Below are 22381 nucleotides of genomic sequence, written 5' to 3' on the forward strand. Positions count from 1 at the left end.
TGGTTCAGAGGGACTGCCGGCGCAGCCAGGTCAGAGCGGACTCGGCGACTTCACGCCAGCCGGCGTCGATCGTCAGCGAGTGACCCTTGCCGGGGAAATCGGTGATGTCGGTGACCGCGTCGGAATGCCGGTACTGCTTGAGCGTCGCGCGGGTCACCGCTTCGGGCACCGTGTGGTCCTTGCCCCCGGTCATCAGCAGCAACGGGCCGCGCAGCGCGTTGGCGGTGTCGACCTTGGCCGGGGAGTGCGGGTTGAAGTTCGCAGCGGCGGCCTCGAACAGGGGCTTGCCGGGCGCGGGGATCGTCCAGCGCTCGTACAGCGCGTCCGACTCCGCCTCGGGGATGGCGTTGCCGAACGCGAACCGGAACTGCTCGGCGGTCAGCGACACCGCGCGATGCTTGTTCGCGGGGTTCTTGAACACCGGCAGGGTCGCCCGCAGCGCCGACAGCGGAAGCGGCAGGACGCCCTTGATCTGCGCGGCGTCGATCGCGACGGCCGCCGCCGCCAGGTCCTGGCCGAGCAGCTTCTGCGCGATCATGCCCCCGAAGGAGTGTCCTATGAGGATCGGCGCGGTGTCGAGCTTGCGGATGATCGCGGTGTAGTGCTCGACCACGTCGTCGATCCCGTGGTCGGCGATGCTCTCGGGGTTGTCGCGGGCGTCCTGGACGGTGTCCGGGTCGCCGGGCCACCCCGGCGCGGAGGCGGCGTAACCCTCCTGCCCGAACAGCTCGGTCCAGGGGGTCCAGGACGTGGCGTGCAGCCACAGTCCGTGAATGAAGATGACGGGTGTCGGTGACGTCATGGCTGCCTCTCAAGGCGGGTGGGTCCCGCCTGTCGCGTCAGGACACCACCCGTACCGTCTCCTTCGTATCGGGGAAAGACCACAGTCGTCCGCCGGCGTGCCCGCGAAGTGGCGTCCGGCCCGCGCCGCCCCGGGGCCCGGCCCGCGGCTCCTTTCCCGGTCCGCGCTGAGTAGAGTGATTCGGGCCCAGACTCTGCACTGTTCATACGCTGCGGCCAGAACGAGGTTGATGCGGTGAACACCGGAAAGGTCGTACGCGACGCCCCGGACGAGTTGTTCGTCGGTCGGGTGCGGGAGTCCGAGCGGCTTCTGGAGTGCACGGAAAAGGTACGGGCCGGCGATTCCTGGCTGGCTGTGATCGAGGGCGAGGCCGGGATCGGCAAGACCGCCCTCGTACGCCGGTTCACCGCGACGCTGGACGACTTCACCGTCCTGTGGGCCGTCGGCGACCCTTCGGAAGCCGACCTCCGGAGCGGTGTGATCGGGCAGCTGACCCGGCGCGTGGACGCACAACTGCTCCGGCGGTTCCCCCTGCTGGCGGAGGAACCCCCTGCCGGGGCGGCTCCGCACGCGATCGGCGGACAGCTCCTCCTGCTGCTGGGCGCGCTCCAGGCGTCCGGACGCCCCGTCGCCGTGGTGGTGGACGACGTCCAGTGGGCGGACCGGCTGTCCGTACAGGCGCTGGGCTTCGCACTGCGCCGACTGTGGGCGGACCGGGTTCTGACGGTCCTGGTGACCCGTCCGGACGCGGAGGGTTCCGCCGGGACCCTCGACAGACTGCTGCGGTCCTCGGACCGGGCGGTGAAACTCGAACTCGGCGGGCTCGGCGACAGTGAGGTCGGGCGACTGGCGCGGGGCCTGGTCGACGGCCGACTGGCGCCGGGCCTGATCGAGCGGCTGTACGTGCACACCCAGGGGCATCCGCTGTACGTCAGGACTGTGCTGGCCGAGGTGCCGGCCGGCGCGCTGCGGGGCGGGGTGCTGGAGCGATGGCCGGTTCCCCGGTCACTCCAGGTCGGGATCCGGGCCCAACTGGACCGTCTCCCCAAGGAGTCCCGCGACCTGCTGGAGGCGCTGGCGGTTCTCGACGCCCGGGTCCCGCTGTCGACGGCCGGCCGGCTCGCCGGGCTCACCGACCCCGCACGCGCGCTCGGCCCCGCCCTCGCCGCCGGGCTGGCGTTGTGGTGGCCGATGGAAGAGCAGAGCCCGGTCGCTCTGGTGCACGCCCTCCAGCGCGACGCCGTCTACGCCGCGCTCACTCCGGAACGGCGTCGTGTCCTGCACGCCGGCGCGTCGGCCGTCGTGAGCACGGCCGCCGGCTGGGCGCACCGGGTCGCCGCGGCCACCGCCACCGACTCCCGGCTCGCCGGCGAACTGGAGCGCTCCGGGGCGGACGAGGCCACCGCCGGACGCAACGCCCTCGCCGCCACCCGGCTGTTGTGGGCCTCGTCGCTCTCCGGCGACCTCGCCGACCGCGAACGGCGGTTGCTCGGGGCGTGCGCCCAGTCTCTGCTCACCATGCAGCCGGCCTGGTCGGCGAAGCTGCGGCAGCAGGTCGAGGATTGCTCGCCGGGGCCGCTGCGCGGGTGCGTCCTGGGGATCCTGGACATGATGGCGGGTCAGTTCCCCAGCGCCGAGGCGCACCTGACCCGGGCGTGGCGGGAGGCTCTGTCAGCTCCGCTGGCCGACTCGGTCGCCGTGCTGGCCGGCACCTTCCTGGCCAACATCACCCTGTGGCACGGCCGGGGGGCGGAGACCGTGGAGATCGCCCGTCGCACCCTCGCGATCGGCGGGCTCGACGCGACCACCACGGATTTCACCCGCGCGGTCCTGGCCACCGGCCGGCTCTGGGACCAGGGTCCGCGTGCGGCGTTGAAGGATCTCTCCCACCTGCCGGCCGACAGCTCCGCCGTACGGAACGACAGCCTCGACACGCTGGCCACCCGCGGCGTCCTCCGTCTCTTCCTCGGAAGGCTCTCGGCGGCGCGCGCCGATCTCCGTGTCGTGGCCCAGCGCGACCGGCAGGGCGCCGGGTCCAAACTCAGCCCTCTCACGCTCTCGCTGCTTTCGGTGGTCCAGTACCTGTCCGGCGAGTGGGACGAGAGCGAGTCCACCGCCGATCAGGCACTCGTCGTCGCGGACACCAACGACCAGTTGTTCGGGGACGCCGCGGCCCGCTTCGCGGCCGTCTGCGTCCGGGCCGGCCGGGGAGAGTGGGACAGCGTCCAGCAGCACATCGACAGCCTCACCCACCTCGCGCGGACCCTCGGCGCCTCCACCGAGATCGTCTACGCGGCCCTGGCCGGTGCGACGCTGGCACAGGCCCGAGCCGACTTCCCGGCGATGCTGCGCTCTCTGCGGCCCCTGCTCGACAGCCCGCCGGACCTGCTCGACAACACGCCAGGCCCGCCCGACAACGCGGCGGGTCCGCCCGGCGCACCGCCGGAATCCGAGGCCGGCGGGATCCGCCTGCGCTACAAGCCCTTCTGGCTGTGGCAGCAGTCGCTGCTCGTCGAAGCGCTGACGGGCACCGGTCAGCTGGACAGCGCCGAGCTGGCGCTGCGCGACCTGCGGGAGGTATTCGACGGCACCGGCTACCTCCGGGTGGTGACGGCCGGACTCGCCGGACAGCTCGCCGTGGCCCAGGGGCGTCCCCGGGACGCCCTGGTGATCTACCAGCAGACCCTCGCCGCCCTCGCCGGGGCGGACGGGGACGCGGATGCCGCGCCGTTCCACCGCGCCAGGCTGGAGCACGCGTACGGCAGGCTGCTGCTGGCCACCGGTTCCGCGTCACGGCGCGACGCGGCGACGTGGCTGAACACGGCCCACGGCCGGTTCAGCGCGCTGCGGGCCGCCCCCTTCGTCCGGCGCTGTGACGCGGATCTGGCCGCGAGCGGGCTCACCGCGCCCGACGACGCTCCCAGCCACTTGCTGTCCCTGACGGAACGCGAGCTGTCGGTGGCGTACGTCATAGCGGGCGGGCGGACGAATCAGGAAGCCGCGGCGGAGCTCTACGTCAGCCAGAAGACGGTTGAGTACCACCTGTCCCACATCTACGCCAAGCTCGGCATCTCGTCGCGCCGCCATCTCGCGGTCGCCCTCCGCGCCCGCGAGGCGGGCGGCTGACGGCCCCGGCACCGGACAGCCCTGGCCAGGACACGCCTTAGGGTTCGTCCCCAGTGTGCCGCGCCGCACCCCGGTGCTTCCCTGGGAAACACGCCGTCCCGGCACCGGTGCGCGCGCCTCAGCTTCCAGGGAGTGGCACGGACATGACTGGATACGTACCGGTCGGGACCCGTGGCCGTCAGGTCCCGCTCACGGGCCGCCAAGAGGAGCGGCGGCTCCTCGCGGATCTTCTGAACGGTGTCCGTGAGGGACAGAGCGGTTCGTTGGTCCTGGTCGGAGAACCCGGGATCGGCAAGACCCGCCTGCTCGACCACGCCGCCGAGAGCTGTGCCGATCTGCGCGTCGTCAGGATCGCCGGGGTGGAATCGGAAACACGTCTCGGCTTCGCGGCGTTGCACCGGCTGCTGCGGCCCTGCCTGCCCCGGCTCGACAGCCTCTCGGCCCCGCAGCGCGAGGCGTTGGGCTCGGCGTTCGGCGTGGTCGCCGGAGTCCCCGCCGACCGTTACCTCGTCGGCATGGCGGCCCTCACCCTGCTCTCCGAGGCATCCACGGTCCAACCGCTGCTCTGCGTGGTCGACGACGTGCAGTGGCTGGACCGGGAATCGGCCGAAGCGCTGGCGTTCGCCGCCCGCCGGCTGCACGCCGACGCCATCGGGATGGTCTTCGCCGGCCGGGAGGGCCCTGACGGGGCGGGGCCTTTCGACGGGCTTCCCACCGTGACGGTCGCCGGACTGCCGGAGGGAGACGCCAGAAGGCTGTTGTCGGCGACCGGGGCGGGACGCCTCGACGCGGCGGTGGCCGGCCGGATCGTCGCCGGTACGGGCGGCAACCCGCTGGCACTGATCGAACTCGCCGGCACACTCGCCCCCGAGCAACTGGCGGGCACCGCGCCACTGCCCGCGCCCCTCCCGGTCGGGAGGCTCCTCGAAAGCCACTTCCTGCGGCAGGTCAGGACGCTGCCGGCCGAGACGCAGTCACTCCTCCTCATCCTCTCGGCCACGCCACCCGAGGATCCGTTCCTGCTCTGGCGGGCCGCCGGACATCTCGGCGTCTCGGCGGGGGCCGCCGACCCGGCGATGTCCGCGGGCATCCTCACCCGGGACCACGTCATCGGGTTCCGTCACCCACTGATCCGCTCCGCCGTCTATCTGGGGGCCGAAGCGGCGGACCGCCGGCGGATCCACGCGGGGCTCGCCGCGGTGAGCGACCCGCTCCGCGATCCCGACCGGCGGGCCTGGCACCGCGCGCAGTCCGTCATCGGCCTCGACGAGCAGGTCGCGCTCGAACTCGACGGCGCTTCCGAGCAGGCGAGGCGTCGGGGCGGATTCTCCACGCAGGCGGCGTTCCTGATGCGGGCCGCCGAGCTGACCTCCGGCGCCGAGGCCAGGGCCGTACGCCTGCTCGCCGCGGCCAGTGCGAACATCACCGCGGGCGACCCCGCTCTGGCCAGGACGCTCCTCGAACGCACCGCACCCGATCTGCGTGACCCACGCTCCCGCGCCCAGGCGCAACGGCTGCGGGGCACCATCGAGTTGCTCCATCAGCGCATGGCGACCGTGCCGGAGATCCTTCTCGGAGCCGTCGCCGAACTCGGCGGACTCGACCCGCAATTGGGCTGGGACATGCTCTCCGAGGGCCTCCAGGCGGCGATCATGGCCGGCGGCTACGTCACCGGCACCTCGGTGACCGAGGTCGCGCGTGCCGTTGTCGGTGCCTCCCGCCGGCCGGAGGTCGACGTCACGGCGGCCGGCCGTCTGACGGCCGCGCTCGCCACCCATGTCGCCGAGGACTTCGGGCGAGCCGCGCCGCTGCTGCGCGAGGCTCTCACGGATCTGTGCGCCGCCGGCGAACTCCCGCAGACGAACAGCCCGCAGGCCGCGATGATCGCCATCGCCGCCGACGCGCTCTGGGACGACGGGCGCCGCTATCAGCTGCTGTACCGGCTGAGCCAGGCCGACCGTGACCACGGCGCGCTCTACTCGCTGTCCATCACCCTCGTCGCGTTGGCCACCTCCGAGTTGTGGGCCGGCCGGTTCACGGAGGCCGAGGCCCGCCACGACGAGGTGGACGACCTCATCGAGGCCATGGGCCGGAAGGCGGGAACCCCCCTGCGGCGCGCCGAACTCCTCGCCTGGCAGGGCCGCGAGGCCGAGGCGCGGGCGGCGGCGGCACTCCAGCTCCGGTTCGCCGGACAGCTCGGTCTCGGGGTCCTGGCGGACCAGGCGACCCGGGCTCTGACCCTGCTCGAACTCGGTCTTGGCCGCTACCAGGAGGCGCTCGACGCGGCGCTCGGAGCGGCGCCCGGCCCGGTGCGCGGCGTCGGCGCCGATCCCGGTTCGGGGGGCCATCTGATGCTCCCCAACATCGTCGAGGCCGCGATCCGGGCCGGAGCCCCTGGCACGGCGGCGGAGGCGTACGGCCGGCTGGAGGAGCGGGCGACGACGAGCGGCACTCCCTGGGCGCTCGGCCTGCTGGCGCGCTGCGGGGCGCTGTTGGGCGGTGACGAGCGGGCCGAGGAGCAGTACCGCGAGTCGGTGGAACTGCTGGGCCGGACCCGGATGCTGACGGATCTCGCGCGGACGCACCTGCTGTTCGGTGAGTGGCTGCGGAGGCGCAAGCGCCGCGCCGACGCGCGGGTCCACCTGCGGACGGCATACGAGATGTTCACCGGGATGGGCGCCGCCGCGTTCGCCGAGCGGACGCGGGTGGAGCTCCTGGCGACCGGTGAGCGCGCCCGCAGGCGGAACGAACGGACCGACCACGATCTCACTCCGCAGGAGAGGCATGTCGCCGGGCTCGCGGCGGCCGGGACGACCAACAGTGAGATCGCCGGGCGGCTCTTCATCACCACGTCGACGGTCGAGTACCACCTCAACAAGGTCTTCCGGAAGCTCGACATCACCTCACGGCGTCAACTGGCGTCCGTACTGGATGCCGAGGCCTGACCGGGGTACGGGGAGGGCGGCGCCCGACCGCTGGCCGGGGCCGCCCCCGCCCGGGGGCGGGCCTCAGACGTGCGTCCTCAGAGGTGCGTCCTCAGAGGTGCGTGCTGAACGGGCCGAGGATCCCGTTGTCGATCCGGAACGACTCGACCAGGGTCGCGGCGTTGTCCAGGGTGTAGACGTCCGCGGCGGCCAGGACGCCGGTGTACTTGGCGATGACCGGCGCGGCGGCCTGCTCGGCGACCGCGTCGAGATAGGTCCGGAAGATCGCCCACGCGTTGCCGGAAGGTCCGTACTTCTCGAAGTACGGCGTCGGGTCGAGGTTCATCGCCCTCCGGACGGAGGACTCCAGGTCGGCTGTGTAGGCGAGTTGCAGGTCCCCGTCGGCGCGCACGCCGAGGCGTCCGAGGTGCCCGCCGACCAGGGTCCGCCACGGGTAGTCCATCGCGATGTGCTGGGACCGGAGCCACGCCGGGATGTCCTGGGAGACGGCGAGGTTCTTGAACGGGACCCAGCCGGGGTAGAGCACGTCCACGAGCATCAGAGTCGCGTGGGCGGGCGCGAAGATGAAGATGTTGTCCGGGGAGTGGTTCGGTCCGTGGTGGGCCAGTTCCAGGGTCTCTCCCCCCACGCGCAGGGTGTGACGCTTGTCGAAGGTGACCGTCGGGGCCGGGCGGTTCGGGTCGGCGTCGCGGACCAGCAGGCGGCGGCACTCGCTGTGGCCGACGCGGATGACGTTCTTGCCGAAGATCGAGGACGCGCCGGCGTGGTCGGCGTGGGAGTGCGAGTAGATCAGATGGGTCACCTTGTTCGGGCGGCCGTTGACCTTCGTGACGTCGTCGATGGCGCGCTGGAGGTTGTGCCCGAGGGTCGGAGGCGCGTCGACGAGGACGACGCCGTCCCTCGTACTGAGGAACATCGACTGGTAGAAGCCGTCGGTGACCCAGTACAGGCTGCCGTCGATACGGCCGACATAGTATCCGGCGGCGTTGAGCGCGGGCCCGAGCGCGCCGGCCGGGACCGGCGCGAAGTCCGGGAGGGCGGGCGACGCCCCGGCCGCCGGGGCCGCGGCGCTCGCGGTGCCGGAGCCCGTACCACCGACAAGGCCCACGGCCGCGGGCACGGTCAGAGCGGCGCCCGCGGTCCTGACGAAGGCCCGACGGTTCCGCGGGCCGGGAAGTACGGGTTCTGCGTTCATGGTGTGGGCCTTCCGGGGTTCCGGGGCGTGGGACGCCGGACGCGGCGTCCGCCCCTCCGTCGATGGCTGATGCCCCATCAGCACACCACCGGGCGCCCGGACTCGCACCGGGGAAAGACCCCAGTCCGTACCGACCGCGAACCCGTCCTCGTCAGCGTCCGGTCGCCGACGACTTCCGCCCGCCCGCCGGCCTCGTGCCGCTCTCGGGGCGGCGGGTGAGCACGAGCGGGCCGGACTCGGTGATGGCGACGGTGTGCTCGGAGTGAGCCGTGCGCGAGCCGTCGGCCGAGCGGATCGTCCAGCCGTCCGGGTCGTAGACGATCTTGTTGGTGCCGGCCGCGAACCAGGGTTCGATCGCGAGCGTCAGACCGGGCCTCAGCTTCCAACCACGCCCAGGACGCCCGTCGTTGGGGATGTGCAGGTCCTCGTGCATCGTGCGCCCGATCCCGTGACCGCCGAACTCCAGGTTGACCGGGTACCCGTACTCGGCGGCGACCCCGCCGATGGCCGCCGAGATGTCCCCGAGCCTGTTGCCCGGCTGCGCGACCTTGATCGCGGCCTCCAGGGCGACCTCGGTGGCCTCGATCAGCCGCAGGTCGTCGTCGGACGGGGTGCCGACGACGACGGAGTGGGCCGAGTCCGCGGCCCAGCCGTCGACGCGTACCGCCATGTCCATGGTCAGCAGGTCCCCGTCGCGCAGCTTGTAGCTGTGCGGCAGCCCGTGCAGTACGGCGTCGTTGACCGAGAGGCACACCACGTTACGGAAGGGGCCCTTGCCGAACGAGGGCGCGTAGTCCCAGTAGCAGGACTCCGCGCCGCGCTCCTTGATCCGGCGGCGCGCGTGGTGCTCCAGGTCCAGCAGGTTGACCCCGACGGCGGCGAGGTCACCCAGCTCGGCCAGCACCTGCCCGAGGAACTGTCCAGTGACGCGCATACGCTCGATGTCTTGGGGAGATTTGAGCTCGATCACTGCAATCCTCGATTTCTCCGGGGCACCCTCCGGCACGCTGACAGGTATATTTATACCAGCCAGGGAGGATGGTTGCCGCCGAACACCCACCCACCTAGCATGAGCGCATGGTTCGCTATCCGCTCGCCCCCGAACAGATCGAGGCGGGCCGACGTCTCGGGGCGGCGTTGCGCGCCGCCCGGGCCGGACGCAGCCCCGTCGAAGTGGCCCTGGCGGCGGAGATCTCCCCGGAGACCCTCCGCAAGATCGAGACCGGCCGCCTGCCGACCCCCGCGTTCGGCACGATCGTCCGCCTCAGCGAGGTTCTGGGCGTACCCCTGTCGGACCTGGCCTTCATCTGGCGCACCGACCCCGCCCTGAGCAAGGCGTCCTAGCCACGGCCCTCGCGGTACGGAGCCGTCGTGCTCCGCGCGGCCGTCAGGCGCGGAGTGTCTTGCGGAGGAGTGCGCCGAACCGGTCGGGGTGCGTGGTCAGGCCGATGTGACCGCCGGGAAAGTGCACGAGGTCCGTGCCGAAACGGTCGGCCAGGAGCGCGGCCGGACCGTGGGCGAGTTCGCCGCGCGGGCAGGCCTGCCCTCGTCTGTTCGGCCCTCGCCGCCGCCCGGGGCGGTAGCTCGACCTCGGGCTTCGGCCCGGCGGTGTCACCGTCCTTCTTCAGCCCCTCGGCGAACACGGCCATGGCGGGCATGAGCCCTTCTGTACGGAGTGTCTCCCCCACACGCGCGAGGAGCCCGGCGATGCTCGGCGGCGTCCGGCAGGACCATCACCGCCGGAGGCTCGTGCACCACGACGCGTTCCACGCGTTCGGGATGGGCCGTCAGCAGGTGCAGGGCGGCGATCCCGCCCGAGCTGGCGCCGAAGACCCGGGCGGGCTCGCCGCCCGTCCCTCCGGGGATCAGCAGCAGAAGCGGACCGTGGCCGCGGACTTCGTAGTGCAGCGTCGCGCCGTTCACGCGCAGGCTGCCGGCGGTCGGGGCGGCCGGACCGGCGGAATCGGTCATCGGGAATCTCCTTCGTACGTCGGCTCCACCGTCAGCCCTGCCCGCGCCACGCGCCGCCCGGCCTGGCCTCTTCAAGGTCGGCGACGCTCCCCGACATGATCGTCCGCACATGGTCGGTGAGGTGCTCCGGGGGCCAGTCCCACCAGGCCACCGCGAGCAGCCGGGCGATGGTGTCGTCGCTGTACCGCATGCGCACCAGGCCCGCCGGGTTGCCGCCGACGATTCCGTAGTCGGGCACGTCCTTTGTCACCACCGCGCCGGAGGCGATGATCGCGCCGTGCCCGATCCGTACCCCCGGCATCACCGTCGTGCCGTATCCGAACCAGACGTCGTTCCCGACGACCGTGTCGCCCCGGTTCGGCAGCCCCGTGAGGAGGTCGAAATGCTCCGCCCAGGATCCGCCCATCGTCGGGAAGGGGAACGTGGACGGGCCGTCCATGCGGTGGTTGGCGCCGTTCATGAGGAACCGGACTCCGGTGCCCAGTGCGCAGAACTTGCCGATGACGAGCCGTTCAGGACCGTAGTGGTAGAGCACGTTGCGCGTCTCGAAGGCGGTTGGGTCGTCCGGGTCGTCGTAGTAGGAGTACTCCCCGACCTCGATCAGCGGGGACGTCACCAGCGGCCTGAGCAGCACCACCCTCGGCTGGTCGGGCATCGGATGAAGCACGGACGGGTCGGCGGGCACGGACATCGGCGCGGGCACAGGCATGGTGAACGATTCCCTGGGGTGGCGTGTCGGTAACCGGCCCTATGATCGCGCCACCGAGCCACGCGGAACACCGAATTAATCGGCACCCACAAGCGACATTGACCACCCACAGGCGTCATCGACCACCCACAGGCATCATCGGCCATCCGCAGGCATCATCGACCTCGCGGCCGGAGAGGGCCGCAGGTCAGTCCCTGCCGCCTCCGCCGTCGCTCGGCCAGGTACCCGTCGCCCGCTCGATCGCTTTGGCTCCCGACCGGTCGACCGCACTCCGTACGACCGCGAAGATCGCGCCCTGGACCGCGGCCGCCAGCAGGACCTCGCCCCAGCCGCGATCGCGGTCCAGGGCGTCCGGTGCGTCGTCCTCGTGGCGCAGGACCTTCCAGGTCTGCTGAAAGGCGAGTCCGGCCAGGGCGCCGCCGGCCCAGCCGAGGACAAAGCCGACCGGCTTGTACGCGAGGGTGAGTTTCCGCTTCTTCTTCGTCACTCCGGACGGATGCCCGCGCGGAGCGGAAGCACACGGAGCGGCTCGTCGTGAACCGGCGGCGGCCCGCCCTGAACCGGGAGCAGACTCCGCCCGTGCAGTGAGGTGACATGCTCATGGCCACGATGAGAGGGACCTCACCCGCTATGAACAGACCGCAGTCACTGCGCCGCGCCCGCCGCGCGAGCACCCTTCTCGCTCTGACACTCACCGCCGCCCTCGCGACCCCGGCCGTCTCGCAGGCGGAATCGCCGACCGGGTCGCAGACCGTTTCCCGGGCCACGTCCGCCGCGGCGACCACCCAGGTCGTCACCTGGGGTGCGAGCGCCGACCGGCTCGACGCGGCGGTGGCGGGGCGGACGCACCGCCTCGTCATCCGCACCAGCACGGGCGGCAGCGCCCTGCGCATCCGCCTCTCCAACGCCTTCGGCGAGCAGCCGGTCACCTTCGGCCGCGCCTACGTCGGGGTACGCGCGTCCGGGGCGGCCGTCGCGCCCGGCACGAACCGGGCCCTGACCTTCGGCGGGGCGGCGGCCGTCACCGTACCGGCCGGAGGGTCGGTGTACAGCGACCCGCTGCCCGGTACGGTACGGGCGCAGGCCGATCTCGCGGTCAGCATCTACGTCCAGAGCGCGGCCGGTACCGCGACCGGTCACCAGATGGGCCGTCAGACCTCGTACATCGCCCCCGCCGGCAACCACGCGGCGGCCGAGGCCGCGACGGCCTACACGCAGACCACGGGCTTCCGCTACTACCTCGACGCCGTGGTCGCCGACGCACCGGCGGGCACCGGAGCGGTGGTCGCCCTGGGCGACTCGATCACGGACGGTTCGAACTCCACGCCGGACACGAACCGCCGCTGGCCGGACCTGCTGTCGGCCCGGCTCCAGGCCACCACGGGCACCACCCTCAAGGGCGTGGCCAACGAAGGCATCTCCGGCAACAAGGTGCTGACCGACGGTGCCGGCGTGAGCGCGCTGAAGCGGCTGGACCGGGACGTCCTGTCGCAGCGGGGTCTGCGTACGGTGATCCTGCTCGAAGGCGTCAACGACATCAAGGCCAACCCGGCCCCGACGGCCGCCCAGTTGATCACCGCGTACCGGCAGATCATCGACCGGACCCGGGCGAGGGGCGCGTGTGTCGTGGGCGCGACCGTCATGCCGTACGAGGGCTGGCCCGAGTGGAACGCGAACGGTGAGGCCGTCCGCCAGGAGGTGAACCGCTTCATCCGCAGCGGCGCGTTCGACGCGGTGGTCGACTTCGACGCGGCGATACGGAATCCCTCGGCGCCGACGAAGATGCTCCCCGCATACGACGCGGGCGACCACCTGCACCCGAACGACGCGGGGATGAAACTGATGGCAGACACGGTGAACGTGAACGCGCTGAGGTGCTCGCGCTAGAGACAGGCCCCGAGGCGGGGTCGGCGACGTCCACCCGCACGGTCCGAAAGGCCCGGCCCGGACGCCGCCGGCCCCGTCACGACCGGGGGCCGGGGTTCTCCTGGAGGGTCAGGCCGCGCCGTATCTGGCTCTCCGCGGTCGCCACGATCGTCTCGGCGACCTCCCGGGGTTCCCAGCCCAGCACCGAGCGGGCCTTGTCATTGCTGATGACGGGGATCCGGCCCCGCAGGGTCGCGGCGTCCCGCAGCGCGGGCCGGGTCTTCGCGGCCTCGCGTACCTGCTCGATGGTCAGTTCGGCGGAGGGCAGCAGGTCGGCCGCGGCGGGGAAGTGCTCCCGCAGGATCCGGGCCATGCCGAAGAAGCTGATCGACGCTCCGCTGACGGCGATGAAGCGCTCACCCGCCGCCCTGGGGTGCAGCATGGCCCGCAGGTGCAGGTCCACGACGTCGCGTACGTCGACAACTCCGAAGTACATGACCGGCACCACCGGCATCCGCCCGGTCAGCATGCCCCGCACCAGGCCGACCGAGCCGGAGGGCCGGTCGCCCAGCTGGGGGCCGAATATCCCGGTGGGGTTGACGACCACCAACTCGATCCCGCCGTGGTGACGGACATCGGCCCAGGCCGCGCGCTCGGCCAGGACTTTCGACTTGTGGTAGGCGGGCAGACCCTCGGTGTCCGGGTCGGTCCAGTCCGCCTCGGTGTAGTGGTTGCCGGGCTTGAGCGTGTAGCCGACCGCGGCGTAGGAGGAGGTCATCACGACCCGCGGGACCCCGGCCTTGCGGGCCGCCGAGATGACCCGCAGCGCGCCGTCACGGGCGGGCCGGATGAGTTCGTCCTCCGTCTCGGGCGGGGTCGACGGGAAGGGCGAGGCGTGATGCAGCACGTGCCCGACACCGTCCATGGCCTGTTCCCAGCCGGCGTCGGCACTGAGGTCGGCGACGGCGAACTCCAGCCGGTCCGCCGGATCAACCGCGGCCCGCCGCAACGCGGCCAGCACCCCGGCCCGCTGTCCGGACTCCCGGACCGTCACCCGGGTCCGGTACCCCTCGCGCAGCAGCCGGGCGACGGAGTGACCGCCGAGGAAGCCGGTACCGCCGGTGACCAATACAGTGTCCATGCTGTGGAGCCCCTCAGTGTGAGAATTTTTCCACGACGCGTATGACGTCTTCGACCGCCTGGTTCTCGGCCGCGGCGTCCCCGCGGACGCGGGCGTCCCACATATCCGCTTTCCGTCGCAGATACGTCAGGCGCAGTTGGAGTTGTTCGATGTCGGCGGCCAGCTTCCGCGCCTGCGCGGCGAACAGCTCCCGCTGGTCGGCCGCCGCGGAGGACCCCTGGGCGAGCAGGTCCAGGTAGCGGCGCATCCCGCTGACCGTCATCCCCGCCGAACGCAGGCACGACAGTGCGTCGACGCGGGCCGCGGTGGCCGGCGCGTACCGGCGATGTCCACTGGACTCGTCCCGGCCGACCGTTCCCAGCAGGCCGATCTTCTCGTAGTAGCGCAACGTGGGTTCACTGAAACCCGACCGCCGCGCCATCTCCTGAATGGTCAGACCCACTGTCCGCTCTCCGGTCACTGCCGCCATGAGGGAAGCCTCCGCCACTTGAAGCGCTTGAAGTCAAGCTCCCGCGCGCGCGAAGTACCGCCCATCGGCGTGAACAAGCCGCAGGAACGCCCCGAAGCCGCAGCTCAGGGGCGTTCCCGCCGGAAAGTCAGCCGCAGCTAGCGGCCTGCCCGACCCGTCGAACGGCTCCACACGCCCTAGGGGGTCACGACGGCGCCGTCGTAGACGTGGTCGGGGGTGGCGACCGCCGTGACCGCGCGGGCGAGGAGGGTGGACGGCTCCTGGCCGTCAACGGTCGAGTCTGTGTTGATCATGATCACCAGGGTGGCCTTCTCCGAGGGCAGATAGACCGTCACCGTCTCGTACCCCGGGATGGAGCCGTTGTGCCCGATCCATCCGTTGGTCTCGAAGATGCCGAGGCCGTACGTGGTACCGGGGAAACCGGTCGGCAGCGTCTTGAGGCGTTGCGCCTGGGTCTGCGGGCTGAGCAGTTTCCCGGTGGCGACGACGTCCGCCCAGCGGCGCAGGTCGTGCAGGTTCGAGATCATCGCCCCGGCGGCCCAGGCCCAACTGGGATTCCAGTCCGTGGCGTCGGCGACCGCTCCGCTCAGCGTCTGGTCGGTGTAGCCGTGCGGGTGCGGTTCGGGGAACTCGGCTCCGCGCGGGAACAGCGTGGAGCGCAGACCCGCCGGGCGGAGCACCTCCCGGTCGATGACGTCCGCGAGCCGGTGACCGGTCACCTTCTCGATCACCAGGCCGAGCAGGACCAGGTTGGTGTTCGAGTACTCGAACTGCGCCCCCGGAGCGAAGGTGTTCGCGTGCCGGAAGCCGTACGCGAGCACCTCACGCGGGGTGAAGAAACGCTCCGGGTCGCTCAGCAGCTCATGGGTGAAGTCCGCGTCGGAGGTGTACGGGAAGAGGCCGCTGCGCATCTCGGCGAGCTGGCGGAGCGTGATCCGGTCACCGTCCGGCACCCCGTGGACGTAGCGGGAGATCGGGTCGTCCAGTCGGATCCGGTGGTCGTCCACGAGCTGGAGCAGCGCGGTGACGGTGAAGGTCTTGGTCTCGCTGCCGATCCGTACGAAGGGGTCGACGGTCATCGGCTCGTGGGTGACGGTGTCGGCGACGCCGGTCGCGCGGACGTAGCTGCCCCTGCCCGGCATCCACAGGCCGACAACAACCCCGGGAATGCCCGCCTGCCGACGGGTGTCCTCGATCGCCTTGTCGAGCCGGGCGGTCAGCTCGGGCCCGAGACCACCGGCCGGGTGCCGCTCCCCCTCGTGCCGCTCCTTCTCGTGCCGCTCCCTCTCGTACAGGTCCCCCTCGTGCCGGTCGGCGCTCACGGCGTGGACGGTCGCGGCGGGAGCCGCCGTCAACGGAATCAGAACGGACGCCACGAACAACGTCGCGGCGAGCAGCCGGCGGCGGGAAGTACGTCGCATACCGTGGCACCTCTTCCAGTCAGGGCTCGGAGGGCCCCACACCACCACCGGCACCCCTCACGAGCGCCCCGCATCCGAATGTGTTCCGGCGAATCCACCCGTTCGGCGCCGCACGGGGGCGCCGCCGCTCGGAGGACGGTCGGAGCCGCCCGGCCGTACCGGTCGCAGGGTCCGGTGCGGGGCCCGTACCGGGAGGAACGAGCCCACACGGCTACCAGGGCACTTCGCCGTTCTCGTCCTGGAAGGTCCCGGTCGGACCGTCCGCGTCGAGAGTCGCGAAACGCACGACGACCCTGGCGCTCTCCTCCGGCGTCTCTCCGATTCCGAACGCCGCGGTCAGGTCGGTCGCCGTGGTGCCGGGCTCGACCGCGTTGAACCGGATGCCCGGCTGGGACTTGGCGTACTGGACCGTGAGCATGGTGGCCGCGGACTTGGACGCGGAGTAGAGCGCCAGCGGCAGGTTGAACTCCGGCCGGTCCGGACGGGTCACCGCCCAGAAGGACCCGGCACTGCTGGAAAGTGACCACGGTCGGGTTCGAGGACTTGCGCAGGAGGGGAAGCGCCGCCTCCGTGACCCGCACGATTCCCACCGCGTTGGTGTCGAAGGCCCGGAGTGCCGTGGGACCGTCGACCACTCCGTGCCCGAGGATGCCCGCGTTGTTCACCAGGACGTCGAGCCGCCCCTCGGCCGCGTCGATCGCCGCCGGCGCGTGGTTCACCGACGCGTCGTCGGTGACGTCGAGTTGCAGAGATCGCGCGCCGAGCGCCGCCGCGGCCTTCTCACCCCGTTCGACGTCCCGAGCGCCGATGTAGACGACGTGGCCCAACGCCAGAAACTGTCTGGCTGTCTCGAAGCCGATGCCCTTGTTCGCACCGGCGTCGTGCAGGGCGGTCATGTGCGCGAACCGTCCGTCGCGGATCTGATGGATGGCGTACTCGACGATCTCGAACGAGGCGCCGGTGGGAGCCACGCCGAGCCATTCCTTCACCGGGGTTCCCGTGTTGACCAGACGCGCGGCCAGGCGGTCACCGTCGAAGAGCAGTTCCTTGAGTTCCCAGTGGAGGTCCGGGACCGCGTCCACGTCGTGCCTCTGAACGGCGATGAGGTCGTCCCGGGTGGCCGGCTCACCGTTCAGCGTGGTCCGGTCGCCGATGAACTCGTCCATACCGTCGAACGTGTGGGCGTTGAGCACCTCGACCGCGCCATGCTGTTCTTCTGGAAGTACGGCTACGAGGGGGCCGGCACGGCCGGCCTGACAAACGCGATGGGCATTTCCACCACCAGCATGTACGCGGCCTTCGGCAACAAGGAAAAGCTGTTCCGCAAGGTCCTGGAGCGCTACACCGAAGGCCCGAGCCCGTACCTGGCCCGGGCCTTGGAGGAGCCGACGGCCCTCGGCGTCGCCACCGCGATCCTGGCCGGCACCATTCGGACCACCACCCGCCCGGCCCATCCCCACGGGTGCCTGGGCGTCCAGGGCGCCCTGACCACCAGCGACTCCGGGCAGGAGGTCCGTGACCTCCTGGTCACCTGGCGCAACAACGGCTACTCCAGCGTCCGCGACCGTTTCCAGCGCACCGTGGACGAGGGCGACCTGCCTCCGCGAACCGATCCGGCCCTCCTGGCCCGCCACCTCACCACCTTCGCCTACGGCCTCGCCGTACAAGCCGCGAGCGGCGTCGACCGCGACGAACTCCAGGACTTGGCCGACGCCACCCTGCGCAGTTGGCCCCTCTCCTGAGACCGAGCGAATCCGCTCCTCCGCCGAGGACGGCACCGTACGAAGGCGGGCGCTCCGTCGAAGCGCCTCAACCGGGCGAAACCCTGCCCGTACGCCCCGCCGCGTGCGTACTCTCAAGTCCGGGCAGACACCAACACGGCCCGGCTACAAGGGGGATACATGCGCAGCAGGGCCGCGGAGCGCCTCCGGCGGCGGGCGTCGGGTGACCACACGCGCACAGCGGAGCGGCACGTCGCCATCCCACGCCCCGCGCCGGCCGCATGACCGGCGCGGCCGCTTTCCCCGGCACGGCCGGCTCGGTCTTCCCGACCTTCTGTCACCTCAGCGAGTACGGCGAGCCGGGGTACCGGAGCCTCCACAGCCTGCTCGCGCTCAGCCAGCCCCTCAACCTGTGGGCCCCGTCCAGCGTGCTGATCCGCCACGCGAGCCAGATCCCGGCGCAAGCCTTCGTCCGTTACGTCGAGCAGGGGTTCATCCGTGTCCAGGCCCGCGAACCGTGGCTGACCGACCCCGCGCACCGCGACCGGCACCCGTGGGAGGCCGCCCGCTGGGACAACGAGATCGACGCGGCGCTGCTGTCCATCCTGCGCAACGACGAAGCGCTGCCGGAAAGCGAGCGCAGAGTGCTCGCGGCGCCACCGGAACGGGGTGCGGAGCTTGCGGCGGAGCGCCTGGCGCTCGATCCGGGGCAGGTCACGTACTGGTACGGCGCCTACCGGGGCGCGGGCGCCGCTCACCGTATCCCCCAAGGAACACGCGAAGCCGCCAGGCTGCACACCGACGGCGCGCCGTTCGACGTCGCCAAGCTGATCCTGCGCGACGCCTACAACCACGGCGCCGCGTTCGAACTCTCGGGCGCCAGGGCTCCGCTGTTGCTCAGCCGGGCGGACCGCCGTTTCGTCCGGCTGATCACCCGGGCCGGGACGGCCGGCGGCCCTCCGGCACCGACGCCCACCGCGCCTCCCCCGGATCTGGCGGCGGAACTGGCGGTGCAACTGCTCGATGTCCTCCGCCTCCTCGACGTCCAGGCCGGCCCCCGCGATCTCGACACGTTCCTCCGCGGCGAGGGCCGCCAGGAACTGGTCCGGTGGATCGCCGAGGTGTGCGAGCGCTATCGGCACCATCCCCGGCGTGAACTCGACGGTCTGATCATCCGCGAACTGCGCCGCGCGGTGGGCACAGCACGTTTCAGCGACCCGCTCGGCGAGCTGCGCGAGCGGCCTCTGGCGACGGCTGTCGGCAGCATCGCCCTGGCGGCGGGAGCGGTGGACTTCGTACTGGCGCCCGGGAACGCCCTGGGCATCGCCGGGATGGCGGCCGGGGCGTACCAGCTGGGCTCGGGCCTGGCCCGGCAGATGGGTTGGGCACCGAGCGCGTTCGACGGACCGCAGTGGCCCTTCCTGTACGCCTATTCGTCCAAGGCGAAGCGGTCCCGACTGGCCAGGATGGCCTACACCCTCAGCAGACACCCCGGCTGACCCACAGGCATCCACGTGGCCCTCGCCCCGGGCCTGACCCCCACCCCCGGCCGACCTGCCTTCCACCGGCCCGCCTCACCGCGCTGGGCCGGGCCAGCGTCGTCAGGCACTCGGGCGCTCGGGCGCTCAGGCGCTCAGGCGCTCAGGCGCTCGGCCAGGTGCTGAGGGCTTGGTCGGCCACTCGGTGCAGGTCCTCCCGGCCGGCGCCGCCGGTGGCTTGAACCGAGATGCCCTGGCCGATCGCGGTGAGGTAGCGCGCCAGGCTGTCGGGGTCCGCTTCGAGTGGGAGGTCGCCGTCGGCCTGGGCGCGTTCGAAGCGCTTGCGCAGGACGCCGATGCCGGTTTCCCGGCGGGCGGCGAGGTCGCGGCGGGCCGGCTCGCCCTCCGGGCCGCAGGCGAGTGCGGACTGGACCAGCAGGCAGCCGCTGGGGAAGCCGGGTGTGGTGTAGGCGTCGGCGCAGCCGTGCAACACCGCTGAAGCGACCTGTCGGGCGGTGGCCTGTTCCAGTGCCTTCGCCACAAATGCTCCCGGGCCGTCCAGGTACCGGTCGACCGCCTTGCGGAAGAGGGTCTCCTTGTTGCCGTAGGTGGCATAGACGCTGCGCCGGTTTATGCCCATCGCCTCGGTCAGCTCGGTGAGCGAGGCCCCCTCGTATCCCGCGGCCCAGAACAGGCGCATCGCCGCGTCGAGCGCGTCGTCGGTGTCAAAGGAGCGGGGCCGTCCCGTCCTGGCCATGGAAAACGCCCCCAAAAAGCTCACTGCCTCGGAATACAGCCGAGACGGTCCGCGCTCTACTTTGTAACCGAACGGTTCGGAAGTGCGGCGCATTCCCTCGTGGCAGTTGATGGACAGCTCACTCGGGTCACCGCCTACTCCACCGTACCCATTCAGCTCAGGAGCGGGTCATGCCCATGGGAGTCATCGGAGCCGGAGCAATCGGCAGACCCCTCGCCCTGCGGGACGGGGCGGCCCGCTGAGCCGCCCGGCGGCCGCCGGTCCGGTCCGTGGCTTACGGGCCGGATCCGGCCCGTAAGCGACACGTACGCCGACAGTGTTTCCGACGCCGCACCCGAAATCGTGGAGAGGTGATCTTGATGCCCAAGGCGGTGCGCTTCAGCCGCTACGGAGGCCCTCAGGTGCTGGAGGTCGTTGACGTCGAGCAGCCGGAGCCCTGGCCGGGCGAAGTACTCGTGGCCGTGGAGGTGGCCGCGGTCAACCCTGGAGAGATCGGCATCCGTGAAGGCGCCTTCGCGGACCGGTGGCCCGCGCACTTCCCCGAGGGGCAGGGCAACGACTACGCGGGCGTCGTCCACGCCGTCGGCCCCGGCGTGACGGAGTTCGAGCCGGGCAACGAGGTGATGGGCTTCCAGCCACGCGCCGCGCAGGCCGAGTTCGTCCTGGCACAGCCGGCGAGGCTTGCCCGCAAACCTCACGGGCTTGCCTGGGAACAGGCGGCGGTCATCCCGGGCGTCGGGGCGACCGCCCATGCCGGGCTCGAAGCACTGGCTCTGTCCGGCGAGGACACCGTGGTGGTGTCAGCGGGGGCCGGAGGGGTGGGATCCGTCGCCGTCCAACTCGCCCGGCTCCGGGGCGCCACCGTCCTGGCCACCGCGAGCCGCGGCAGCTTCCCGTTCCTGAAATCCCTCGGCGCCATCCCCGTCGAGTACGGCCCGGGCCTCGTCGGCCGCATCCAACGCGCGGCACCGCACCCGGTCACGGCGTACCTCGACCACTTCGGCCGGGGCAACGTGACAGCCGCCCTGGAACTGGGCCTCCCCCCGTCCCGTATCAACACGATCGCCGACGCCGCGGCCGTCGCCCGCCACGGCGTCCACTCCGCCGGCCAGGCCCAAGGGGACACACCCGAGGTCTGGGAATCCCTCGCGGACCTGGCCGAGAAGGGCGATGTCACCTTCCCCGTCCACGCGGTGTACCCGCTGGACCAGGTACGCGCCGCCTACACCGAACTCGGCGAACGCCACACCCGGGGAAAGATCGTCCTGACCCTCGGCAAGGCCGTCCCGCCCCGACCCAGCACACCATCAAGCCATCACGCCATCTCGCACAAGGAGAAATGACCATGACACGCACTGACGAGAGCAAGGCCGCCATCGAGGTCGTCCGGCGCGCCGTCGAAGAAGTGCAGGGACGCGGCGACTTCGATGTCTACGAAGAGCTCTACGCCGACGACTTCATCGACCACACCCCCCAGCAGGGCTTCGGTTCGGACAAGGACGGAGTGCGCGAGCTGTACCGCACCCTGCGCTCCACCTTCTCCGACTTCAACCCGGTCATCCACTGGCAGACGGCCGAGGGCGACCTGGTCACGACCTACAAGATCTACCACGGCACCCACACCGGGGACTTCTTCGGCGTCGCCCCGACCGGCCGCGAAGTCCACTTCGAGGTGGTCGACGCCATGCGGGTCGAGAACGGCCGGATCGTCGAGCACTGGGGTGTCGGCAACCTTCTCTCCGTCATCATCCAGATCGGCGGACTCCCTGCGGCGGCCGCGGAGAAATAGCGGCCCTCCTCCTCCCCCGAGAGGAGCGCCTCATGAATCCGAAGACGACCGCGGCGGCGGATGCCGCCGGACTCCGACAATTCTTCCTCGCGTATAACTCCGCCTGGAAAAAGCACGAATTCGAGCGCGCAGGCGAGTCTACCCCGAGTCATTCCTCCTCAACGGAGTGCGCCGGAACCTCCCGTCCTTCCGCACCCAGATCGCCGACCTGATCGCCGCCTTCCCCGACCGGGCCTGGCAGGTCGAGCACGTGGTCGTGGAGGGGAACCTCATCTGCGCCCTCTACACCATCACCGGGACACACCAGGGGGCGTACAACGGCATCCAGCCCACAGGCCGGACGTTCCGCACATCGGAGATCGCCCACTACCGGGTCGCCGACGGCAAACTCGCCGAGTCCTGGTACGTAGTCGACGAAGCAGACCTGAAGCGCCAGCTCACACAGCCCTAGGTGTTCTGTCCACGGAGGTTGGGTGCGGTGATGGTGATCACTGCGGTGGGATCTTGAACGGGTGAGGGCCTTCCGGGTTTGGTGTGGATTGCGACGTCTACACCGGCCCGAAAGGCCCTCATGCCTCACCGTAATGCACCTCTGACCGAGACCGGACGGCTGCGTCTGGCCCGCTGCGTCGTGGACGACGGCTGGCCGCTGCGGCGGGCGGCCGAACGCTTCCAGGTCTCACCCACCACCGCGCAGCGGTGGGCGGGCCGCTACCGCCAGTTCGGCGAGGCAGGCATGAGCGACCGCTCCTCGCGCCCGCGTCACAGCCCGCGCCGGACCCCCTCCCGCACCGAGCGGCGGATCATCAAGCTCCGCCTGCTGCGCCGGTGGGGCCCGGCCCGCATTGCGGGCCTGCTGCGGCTGAACCCGTCGACCGTCCACCGGGTCCTGACCCGCTACGGCCTGGCCCGCCTCACCCACCTCGACCGGGCCACCGGCCACGTCGTCCGCCGCTACGAACGCGAGCGGCCCGGCGAACTCGTCCACGTG

At 71.4% G+C, this 22381-nt stretch carries 19 protein-coding genes and 2 pseudogenes; 10 read left to right on the forward strand and 11 right to left on the reverse strand.

Translation table 11 applies throughout. The annotated features are described in order from the left end of the window. Positions 1–4 precede the first annotated feature (4 nt). Positions 5–802: an alpha/beta hydrolase gene (locus ACIO1C_RS17285; protein WP_401864066.1), complete on the reverse strand. Its 798-nt coding sequence runs from the start codon at positions 800–802 to the stop codon at positions 5–7. Positions 803–1036: 234 nt separating this feature from the next. On the opposite strand from ACIO1C_RS17285, the gene ACIO1C_RS17290 reads away from it, so the two are divergent. Together ACIO1C_RS17290 and ACIO1C_RS17295 are read left to right on the forward strand one after the other, a co-directional pair. Further along, entirely contained in the window at positions 1037–3928 is a 2892-nt protein-coding gene (locus ACIO1C_RS17290; protein ID WP_401864068.1) for an AAA family ATPase, read from the forward strand. A gap of 143 nt (positions 3929–4071) precedes the next feature. Further along, positions 4072–6873 (forward strand): AAA family ATPase, encoded by a 2802-nt coding sequence (locus tag ACIO1C_RS17295; RefSeq protein WP_401864070.1) that lies wholly within the window; start codon positions 4072–4074, stop codon positions 6871–6873. Positions 6874–6964: 91 nt separating this feature from the next. Here ACIO1C_RS17295 and ACIO1C_RS17300 read toward each other — a convergent pair whose 3' ends face one another. Further along, positions 6965–8068, reverse strand: coding sequence for an MBL fold metallo-hydrolase (locus ACIO1C_RS17300; RefSeq protein WP_401864073.1), 1104 nt, complete (start codon positions 8066–8068; stop codon positions 6965–6967). Positions 8069–8219: 151 nt separating this feature from the next. Further along, positions 8220–9038: a type I methionyl aminopeptidase gene (map, locus tag ACIO1C_RS17305; RefSeq protein WP_401864076.1), complete on the reverse strand. Its 819-nt coding sequence runs from the start codon at positions 9036–9038 to the stop codon at positions 8220–8222. A gap of 107 nt (positions 9039–9145) precedes the next feature. On the opposite strand from map, the gene ACIO1C_RS17310 reads away from it, so the two are divergent. After that, on the forward strand, positions 9146–9412 hold the full coding sequence (locus ACIO1C_RS17310; RefSeq protein ID WP_401864079.1) for a helix-turn-helix domain-containing protein: 267 nt from the start codon (positions 9146–9148) through the stop codon (positions 9410–9412). Between the two features lie 43 nt (positions 9413–9455). On the opposite strand, the pseudogene ACIO1C_RS17315 reads toward ACIO1C_RS17310, so the two are convergent. From ACIO1C_RS17315 to ACIO1C_RS17325, 3 genes and pseudogenes are all read right to left on the reverse strand, one after another. Then, a pseudogene (locus tag ACIO1C_RS17315) lies at positions 9456–10039 on the reverse strand (alpha/beta fold hydrolase). Between the two features lie 31 nt (positions 10040–10070). Further along, on the reverse strand, positions 10071–10730 hold the full coding sequence (locus tag ACIO1C_RS17320; RefSeq protein WP_401864159.1) for a CatB-related O-acetyltransferase: 660 nt from the start codon (positions 10728–10730) through the stop codon (positions 10071–10073). 205 nt (positions 10731–10935) lie between these two features. Further along, positions 10936–11235, reverse strand: coding sequence for a DUF4235 domain-containing protein (locus tag ACIO1C_RS17325; protein WP_327234021.1), 300 nt, complete (start codon positions 11233–11235; stop codon positions 10936–10938). Between the two features lie 143 nt (positions 11236–11378). On the opposite strand from ACIO1C_RS17325, the gene ACIO1C_RS17330 reads away from it, so the two are divergent. After that, positions 11379–12635 carry an SGNH/GDSL hydrolase family protein gene (locus tag ACIO1C_RS17330; protein WP_401864082.1) on the forward strand — a complete coding sequence of 419 codons (1257 nt, stop codon included), beginning with the start codon at positions 11379–11381 and terminating at the stop codon, positions 12633–12635. Positions 12636–12711: 76 nt separating this feature from the next. Here ACIO1C_RS17330 and ACIO1C_RS17335 read toward each other — a convergent pair whose 3' ends face one another. The 4 genes and pseudogenes from ACIO1C_RS17335 to ACIO1C_RS17350 all read right to left on the reverse strand — a co-directional run bounded on the left by ACIO1C_RS17335 (position 12712) and on the right by ACIO1C_RS17350 (position 16811). Then, entirely contained in the window at positions 12712–13755 is a 1044-nt protein-coding gene (locus tag ACIO1C_RS17335; RefSeq protein ID WP_401864085.1) for an SDR family oxidoreductase, read from the reverse strand. 13 nt (positions 13756–13768) lie between these two features. Further along, the gene (locus ACIO1C_RS17340; RefSeq protein ID WP_401864088.1) at positions 13769–14224 is read right to left on the reverse strand and encodes a MerR family transcriptional regulator; all 456 of its coding nucleotides are present in this window, start codon (positions 14222–14224) and stop codon (positions 13769–13771) included. A gap of 176 nt (positions 14225–14400) precedes the next feature. After that, a complete protein-coding gene (locus ACIO1C_RS17345; protein ID WP_401864091.1) occupies positions 14401–15645 on the reverse strand; it encodes a serine hydrolase domain-containing protein in 1245 nt (414 codons plus the stop codon). Between the two features lie 211 nt (positions 15646–15856). Continuing rightward, positions 15857–16811: pseudogene (locus tag ACIO1C_RS17350) on the reverse strand (SDR family NAD(P)-dependent oxidoreductase). A gap of 12 nt (positions 16812–16823) precedes the next feature. On the opposite strand from ACIO1C_RS17350, the gene ACIO1C_RS17355 reads away from it, so the two are divergent. Both ACIO1C_RS17355 and ACIO1C_RS17360 read left to right on the forward strand, forming a co-directional pair. Next, positions 16824–17387, forward strand: a complete 564-nt coding sequence (locus ACIO1C_RS17355) for a TetR/AcrR family transcriptional regulator (RefSeq protein WP_401864094.1) — start codon at positions 16824–16826, stop codon at positions 17385–17387. A gap of 260 nt (positions 17388–17647) precedes the next feature. After that, complete coding sequence (locus ACIO1C_RS17360; protein ID WP_401864097.1) at positions 17648–18865, forward strand: hypothetical protein; 1218 nt, start codon at positions 17648–17650, stop codon at positions 18863–18865. Positions 18866–19007: 142 nt separating this feature from the next. Here the strand turns inward: ACIO1C_RS17360 and ACIO1C_RS17365 are convergent, their stop codons facing one another. Continuing rightward, entirely contained in the window at positions 19008–19601 is a 594-nt protein-coding gene (locus tag ACIO1C_RS17365; RefSeq protein WP_401864100.1) for a TetR/AcrR family transcriptional regulator, read from the reverse strand. 359 nt (positions 19602–19960) lie between these two features. On the opposite strand from ACIO1C_RS17365, the gene ACIO1C_RS17370 reads away from it, so the two are divergent. From ACIO1C_RS17370 to ACIO1C_RS17385, 4 genes are all read left to right on the forward strand, one after another. Then, entirely contained in the window at positions 19961–20944 is a 984-nt protein-coding gene (locus ACIO1C_RS17370) for an NADP-dependent oxidoreductase (protein WP_401864101.1), read from the forward strand. Between the two features lie 2 nt (positions 20945–20946). Beyond that, positions 20947–21390, forward strand: a complete 444-nt coding sequence (locus tag ACIO1C_RS17375) for an ester cyclase (RefSeq protein WP_401864104.1) — start codon at positions 20947–20949, stop codon at positions 21388–21390. Positions 21391–21508: 118 nt separating this feature from the next. Then, positions 21509–21841 carry an ester cyclase gene (locus ACIO1C_RS17380; protein ID WP_401864161.1) on the forward strand — a complete coding sequence of 111 codons (333 nt, stop codon included), beginning with the start codon at positions 21509–21511 and terminating at the stop codon, positions 21839–21841. A 120-nt stretch (positions 21842–21961) separates the two neighbouring features. Further along, the coding region (locus ACIO1C_RS17385; RefSeq protein WP_401864106.1) for a helix-turn-helix domain-containing protein at positions 21962–22381 on the forward strand (420 nt) is incomplete at its 3' end.

The organism is Streptomyces sp. NPDC087420 (assembly GCF_044744165.1).
Classification (GTDB): Bacteria; Actinomycetota; Actinomycetes; order Streptomycetales; family Streptomycetaceae; genus Streptomyces.

Excerpts from the sequence above, each read along its gene's own strand:
- ACIO1C_RS17340 (WP_401864088.1), bottom strand. The coding sequence starts at position 14,224 with ATGGCGGCAGTGACCGGAGAGCGGACAGTGGGTCTGACCATTCAGGAG.
- ACIO1C_RS17370 (WP_401864101.1), top strand. The coding sequence starts at position 19,961 with ATGCCCAAGGCGGTGCGCTTCAGCCGCTACGGAGGCCCTCAGGTGCTG.
- ACIO1C_RS17360 (WP_401864097.1), top strand. The coding sequence starts at position 17,648 with ATGACCGGCGCGGCCGCTTTCCCCGGCACGGCCGGCTCGGTCTTCCCG.
- ACIO1C_RS17320 (WP_401864159.1), bottom strand. The coding sequence starts at position 10,730 with ATGTCCGTGCCCGCCGACCCGTCCGTGCTTCATCCGATGCCCGACCAG.
- ACIO1C_RS17375 (WP_401864104.1), top strand. The coding sequence starts at position 20,947 with ATGACACGCACTGACGAGAGCAAGGCCGCCATCGAGGTCGTCCGGCGC.
- ACIO1C_RS17335 (WP_401864085.1), bottom strand. The coding sequence starts at position 13,755 with ATGGACACTGTATTGGTCACCGGCGGTACCGGCTTCCTCGGCGGTCAC.
- ACIO1C_RS17300 (WP_401864073.1), bottom strand. The coding sequence starts at position 8,068 with ATGAACGCAGAACCCGTACTTCCCGGCCCGCGGAACCGTCGGGCCTTC.
- ACIO1C_RS17330 (WP_401864082.1), top strand. The coding sequence starts at position 11,379 with ATGAACAGACCGCAGTCACTGCGCCGCGCCCGCCGCGCGAGCACCCTT.
- ACIO1C_RS17345 (WP_401864091.1), bottom strand. The coding sequence starts at position 15,645 with ATGCGACGTACTTCCCGCCGCCGGCTGCTCGCCGCGACGTTGTTCGTG.
- ACIO1C_RS17295 (WP_401864070.1), top strand. The coding sequence starts at position 4,072 with ATGACTGGATACGTACCGGTCGGGACCCGTGGCCGTCAGGTCCCGCTC.
- ACIO1C_RS17285 (WP_401864066.1), bottom strand. The coding sequence starts at position 802 with ATGACGTCACCGACACCCGTCATCTTCATTCACGGACTGTGGCTGCAC.
- ACIO1C_RS17365 (WP_401864100.1), bottom strand. The coding sequence starts at position 19,601 with ATGGCCAGGACGGGACGGCCCCGCTCCTTTGACACCGACGACGCGCTC.
- ACIO1C_RS17310 (WP_401864079.1), top strand. The coding sequence starts at position 9,146 with ATGGTTCGCTATCCGCTCGCCCCCGAACAGATCGAGGCGGGCCGACGT.